The following is a 339-nucleotide window of genomic DNA, read 5'->3' on the forward strand; positions in this document are numbered from 1 at the left end:
ATCCCAACGCGCTGGCGGCACCTCGCGTGCAGGAGGCCAATCAAACCACCATGGTGCTGGACCTCGAAGCGCTGGGCGAGAGCGACGGTCATGTGCTCATCCCCGCTTTTGTCGGGGACGGCACGTCTTATACGGTCACCCTCAAATGGGTTGGCAAAACGCCGACGACTATCATCGAACTGACATTGCTGCCCATCACGGTCATCGACCCCGGCTTTGATCGCGCCACCTTCGTCATTCCAAACGCCGACCTGAAAGCCATCGCAGGCGGCTCGGCGGTGGTGCGCTACAGCCTGGTTCAGACGGGTACGACAAAGAACTCGAAAACCACCAGCATCA

1 protein-coding gene is annotated in these 339 nt (G+C 59.9%); it reads left to right on the forward strand.

All coding sequences use genetic code 11. From position 1 onward, the window contains the following. Positions 1-339 (forward strand): hypothetical protein (locus QMX88_RS29965; protein WP_282373745.1); only part of this gene is annotated, 339 nt, incomplete at both ends.

The sequence above is a fragment of the Pseudomonas sp. PS02290 genome (genome assembly GCF_029960075.1).
Classification (GTDB): domain Bacteria; phylum Pseudomonadota; class Gammaproteobacteria; order Pseudomonadales; family Pseudomonadaceae; genus Aquipseudomonas.